Origin of the sequence: Cyanobium sp. Maggiore-St4-Cus, from assembly GCF_024345615.1 — a bacterium.
Classification (GTDB): Bacteria; Cyanobacteriota; Cyanobacteriia; order PCC-6307; family Cyanobiaceae; genus Cyanobium_A; species Cyanobium_A usitatum.
Genome location: NZ_JAGQBL010000002.1, coordinates 255,048 through 260,090 on the forward strand (window position 1 = coordinate 255,048; position 5,043 = coordinate 260,090).

The window sequence follows — 5,043 nt, forward strand, 5'->3', positions numbered from 1 at the left end:
ATGCCCCTGTCCTTGATTGGTCTTGGCACTGCGGTGCCCCAAAGGCGCATCAGCCAGCATGAAGCCCTGGCCCTTGCACCGCAGATGGGCAACGCCAGCCCTCGTCAACAACGCCTGCTGGAGAGGATCTACCAGCGCTCGGGGGTGATGCACCGCCACTGCATTCCCCTGCCTGACTCCGGCAACCCCTCAACGGCTGAACGGATGAGGCGCTACCAACCGGCAGCGCTTGAGCTCGCCCTAGAGGCTTCCCGTCTAGCGCTTAAGGATGCCGCTATCGAGGCCAGCGCGATCACCCACTTAATCACCGTTTCATGCACGGGCTTCGGCGCCCCTGGCTTCGACCTCGCCTTAATCGCCAACCTGCCACTAGCCATGGATGTGGCCAGAACTCATGTGGGTTTCATGGGTTGCCATGGGGCGTTCAACGGACTGCGGGTGGCACGGGCCTTTGTGGAGGCTGATCCCAGTGCCTGCGTGCTGCTCTGTGCAGTGGAGTTGTGCAGCCTTCACCTGCAGGAGGGCTGGAACCCGAACCACATCGTGGCCAATTCCCTGTTCGCCGATGGGGCCGGTGCTGTGGTGGCGGTGGGTTCGGCAGGCGGTGGGGACGGCTCGAGCAGGAGCAAGGGATTGCAGCTGGTCAGCTCAGCCTCGACCGTGCTTCCCGGCAGCGAAGAACTGATGGGATGGATCATTGGGGATCACGGTTTTTCGATGGTGCTCTCGCCCCAGGTGCCCAGTCGCATCGCGGCCAACCTGGTTCCATGGCTGGAGTGCTGGCTGGCGACCCAGGGCCTGGCCTTGCCGCAGGTGGAAACCTGGGCCGTTCATCCCGGCGGCCCCCGCATTCTCAGGGCAGTGCTGGAGAGCGCGGGGTTGGAACCGGCTCAAATTGATCTGTCCACCGAGGTGTTACACCAGTTCGGCAACATGTCTTCAGCCACGATTCTGTTCATTCTGGAGCGACTACGCGCCACGCCCGGCCAAGGGCCATGCCTGGCCCTGGGTTTCGGCCCGGGGCTCACTGTTGAAGCGGCGTTGCTTATGCGGCGGTAGTCCATCTGATGGTGGATATATCAAAGGGCCGCCAACAAAAAACCCCCTCTTGCGAGGGGGCTGGGGAGATTCCGTTTGGGTTTGGCGTTAGCCAGGCTGTTAAGCCTCAGCCGGGCTGTTTGCCTCAGCCAATAGCAGGTGCGGTCAGTGCCACGGGGGTGGCGGTGGCATCAGCCAGGTCAAGCGCGGGTCGGCTGGAGGTGGAGGACATGACGACCGTCGCTGATCCGGCCCTCCTGGGGCGAGAGCGGCGCGCGTTTGCGATCACCGACGTGCATGGGCCTACAGCTCAGGCCACTTCAGGCGCCCAGCCCCGCTGGCGCACCATGTCGTCCGTCAAGCCCTGACAGCGGCTGGTGAGGTGCTCGCCGTGGGCGATCAGGCCCTGATGTAGGTGGCAGGTGAGCAAGGGGATGCAGTTCACCCCGGCGTGGTGGCGGACGAATGGCAGGTCATGCAGACCTTGCAGCTGCGGGTCTTGAGCAGGCGACCTCGTCGAGATAGGGCCATGCCTCGATGGAGGCTTCCACAGACCCGCCAGCTTCAGCCGCTTGCCGGCTCAGACGGACAGGCATAGCCCTCTTGCGCGATGCGAACACATGTATTGGCATGGCTTGGTCGCCCTTGTTGTGTTGGCGGCGGATCGCCCTCCGGTGGGTGTGGCGCGGTGGCGGCCACAGCTGATCCCATCGGCGATGGCGAGGGCGTATCTGGAGAGCTGTCATATCCGGCCTCAAGGTCTAACATTCCTGCTGGATCTGCCCGAGGCCTATGGCGGCTTCCAGTTCAGCAGGTTTCAGGAGCACGCGCCAAAGATCAAGTTACAAAGGTGATCAACCGAGTCCAATCTGACACCGTTGTTATCGTCTCGCTTGAATCAGCTTAATGACCATGTGCTGCAAAGTTTACAAAGACTGGTCAATAAAAAGGCTCTTTGATTTAGCCTGGCTTTGTTGATTCCGAGTTTCGAACCCTGGCCCACTTTGACATGAACGAACCAATTGCCTCCAGATTCCACTGATGGGGACTGTTACGGTTGAAACCTTTTGGTCTGTAGTGGATTCCGGGTTTGAGTAGACCTGCGAGACGCTGCCGCCTGAGTGTCTCGCGACTGTTTCCCATCATGGGAAAGCAGTCAGTCGCAGAAATCCACATAAGACCATCTGAAGTTGACCTAGTCATTGGGCACTCGCTTAAGCTACAATCACCTGTTGAGGGTTTCGACCATCCCGTTGAATTTATTGGCTCGTCGTCTATTCATGGCCGAGATTTTGTGCAGATTTTTTCCTACCTAGGAGACGTAAGGTTTGAGCACTGCGGCGCAAGGGAAGGGATCTTAGAAGCGGGTGTGTGCCAATTTTTGCTGGATTGGGCCGTCCCCCCTCTGCCAGGAAAGATGACGCCTCTCCATTGCAGTCACCGCCATTGAAGATGCGGCCTTCCAGGCCATGCACCGCCAGGTTCATGCGCCAGAGCCACCCGGTTTCATCAGTCTTCTCCACGCCATAGATCGCCAGGTCGCTGGCCGGGTTGCGGCGGTGCACCTTCACGAAGCGACCCCATTGATGGTTGAGGGGTTTTCAGCGAGGGGACCGTCCAGGGGTGTCCGACAAGGCGCCAGGATGTCCTGAAAATGTGGGTGTGGATGGGTGGGTGGAATCCTGAAATGGTTCTCACATCGGGATACCCAACCCTGATGAACGCTCACCGCTGGCGGAAAACCAGCGAAGTGCAAACAAAATTAAAGCCATATTTCCTGACTATCGCCTGATTCCTGTGGGATTTTCTCAGATGCTTAATCACATTCCCCTTGCGATCATCATCCTGTGCTAAGGGAAGGCACTCTGCTTGTCACCATTTTTGCTGGGCATCGCTGGCTAAGTCAGCTCTTGGGGCTTCAGCGGCGGTGGTGACGATTAGTGCCGGCTGGGCGAAGGCCTTGGTAGTGAATGTGCCAGGATATGGGAACTGGGATGTGAGCACATTTACCGAAAGCCATAACAACAATACCAACAAATTTGCAACGGCCGCCGATGGTGCGGTGATGCCTTGGTGGACCAACGCTTCCCTGGCGCAATCCTTCGCCAAAGCCGTGGGAGCGGGCTTTGGGTATCCCAACTTGGAGGGTATGAACCAGGCCACGGGTCCTTTTTTTGGTGTGAATACTCTTATTATTCGTGTCTCCCTCTAGCTTTTCCTCCTTTTTCGTTATGTGTTGGTTTTGTGTCTGTAATTGCCCCCAGTTCCTCGCCGTATAGCCCACCTGTTTCCACATTAGCGGTGGTGGGCAAAGCCCCCGTATATGCCCAATCCCAGTTGATCTCCACCCCCCCGCCGCCGTTCCCGGCCCCCTGCCAGCTCTTGGTGCCGCCGCTGCCTTCGGCTTCGGCCGCCAGCTGAGGATGCACATCAAAGCCAGCAAAGGCGTCAGTTCTACAGCGTCAACTTTTTGATTGCGGGCGAGGCAGGTGCTTCAAATCACCTCATCAACCCTTGTACTATTGGTCACCATTGGAAAGACAAGCGCTCATTTCACTTCAGCAAAAAGGAACTTCTTTTATTGAGGCCCTTTAAGCCCAGCGGAAACAACAATGGTTTTAGCCGTGTGCACCCATCGGCCTTCTTGTACTGACCCGATCCAGCATCGTTTTATTTCTAACAGCCCTACAGCATGCAATCTAAATTCCCTGCCCGCACCAACCCGATCCTTCCTTGGCCGGTATTTTTGAGACCATTTCACTAGCGCTGTTGGGGATCTACCTGGCGGCCGTTTTGGTTAACACCTGGCCCCCAAGCTTCCGGATCCCCAATGGCATCTAGGCCTAACACCAGATCTGATCAACAACGGTTCGCTTGCCTTGGTGGGTGCCCTGTTCACACCCCTGGCCTTCAATCTTCGGCGTTGTCCTTGCGTACGTTGATATTAACATTAACCATCGGGGCTTCTTGAAGGAAGTTAATCCCGGCGGCCACATCCTGATAGGGCATCTTTGCCAAGTACTCGATCAGTGCATTGCGTTGCTCCTGGCTGATCAGAACCATCGGAACCACCTGCGTGTCTTTGTCGCTTTCGACAATCTGGAGGGATTCATCTTCGAATGCTGTGCTATCGCTCATGAAAAATTGGGTGGCTGGTGTGACTGATGGACTGGGAACAGCGGAGCCGAGATGAAAAGCAAGGCTGCCGAACGCAGGGGCAGCAGAGGTGATGTGCCACCGGTTCTGCTATCGAGCCCAGAACTGATCTGGCTTTTCGTGGTCGATCCTTGTTACATCGATAACCTAGATGGGAGCCCTCGATGCCGTCAAGAACCTCCGCCAATAGGCACGATCTGTTGTCCGTTGGCCTGCTGATATGGCGGGTCATCGTGAACAGTGCTGACTGAAAGTCTCAACGGCCCCACTCCAGTGCCTGGATCCCGCTCCCACCGAGCGTACTGTTGATGTCGGGGGCCATGGCCATCAAGCCAGCCCCGATAGAGCGGAAGCCAGTGGTCTGCATCAGGTTGAGGCGCAGGAGCGCCCCAACCTGAACGCCTTTGCGTTCGGCGTAGCGGTGGACGACCTCGCTGAGTTGTACCTCATCTTCACCTGAGGTCACCAGTTCAAGGAACCCGTTTGAGCTGATCCTGCGCTGGCAGATGGCGCCTGTGGCGTTCTGTGCCCTCAGATTCCAGAGCAATTGGCAGCCCAACGCATCATTTTTAGACTTGTTGCCCAGAGCCTCCTTGGCAAGAACAACTCTGCGGGCTCGTAAGAAAGTGAGTCACCATATAGCGCCGCCTTCAGCCCTGAACCCACCCCAGAGATCATGATGTGTTCACACTTCGTCATCGCATCGAGGCGAAGCAACTGATTCCGGTAATAGGTCGCTGCCAGTTGAATGCAGAGATGGCCTATGTTTTGAACTCATCAAGCAACCTATACAAAATAGGGAGACTTGGCGATGGACTCCGAACAAACGTCTGAGACGCCACTGCCGCC

The 5,043-nt window shown here is 57.2% G+C and carries 6 protein-coding genes; 2 read left to right on the plus strand and 4 right to left on the minus strand.

Annotated elements, in window-relative coordinates; genetic code table 11:
- On the plus strand, positions 1-1,059 hold the full coding sequence (locus tag KBY99_RS03020; RefSeq protein WP_254997245.1) for a type III polyketide synthase: 1,059 nt from the start codon (positions 1-3) through the stop codon (positions 1,057-1,059).
- Between the two features lie 289 nt (positions 1,060-1,348).
- Here KBY99_RS03020 and KBY99_RS03025 read toward each other — a convergent pair whose 3' ends face one another.
- Together KBY99_RS03025 and KBY99_RS03030 are read right to left on the minus strand one after the other, a co-directional pair.
- Positions 1,349-1,483 carry a hypothetical protein gene (locus KBY99_RS03025; protein WP_254997246.1) on the minus strand — a complete coding sequence of 45 codons (135 nt, stop codon included), beginning with the start codon at positions 1,481-1,483 and terminating at the stop codon, positions 1,349-1,351.
- Positions 1,484-2,312: 829 nt separating this feature from the next.
- Positions 2,313-2,609, minus strand: a complete 297-nt coding sequence (locus KBY99_RS03030) for an SAM-dependent methyltransferase (protein ID WP_254997247.1) — start codon at positions 2,607-2,609, stop codon at positions 2,313-2,315.
- A 359-nt stretch (positions 2,610-2,968) separates the two neighbouring features.
- Between KBY99_RS03030 and KBY99_RS03035 the strand changes: the two genes are divergently transcribed.
- The gene (locus tag KBY99_RS03035; protein WP_254997248.1) at positions 2,969-3,250 is read left to right on the plus strand and encodes a hypothetical protein; all 282 of its coding nucleotides are present in this window, start codon (positions 2,969-2,971) and stop codon (positions 3,248-3,250) included.
- Positions 3,251-3,948: 698 nt separating this feature from the next.
- On the opposite strand, the gene KBY99_RS03040 is transcribed toward KBY99_RS03035, so the two are convergent.
- Positions 3,949-4,176, minus strand: a complete 228-nt coding sequence (locus KBY99_RS03040) for a hypothetical protein (RefSeq protein WP_254997250.1) — start codon at positions 4,174-4,176, stop codon at positions 3,949-3,951.
- A gap of 274 nt (positions 4,177-4,450) precedes the next feature.
- On the minus strand, positions 4,451-4,660 hold the full coding sequence (locus tag KBY99_RS03045) for a hypothetical protein (RefSeq protein WP_254997253.1): 210 nt from the start codon (positions 4,658-4,660) through the stop codon (positions 4,451-4,453).
- Between the last annotated feature and the right edge of the window lie 383 nt (positions 4,661-5,043).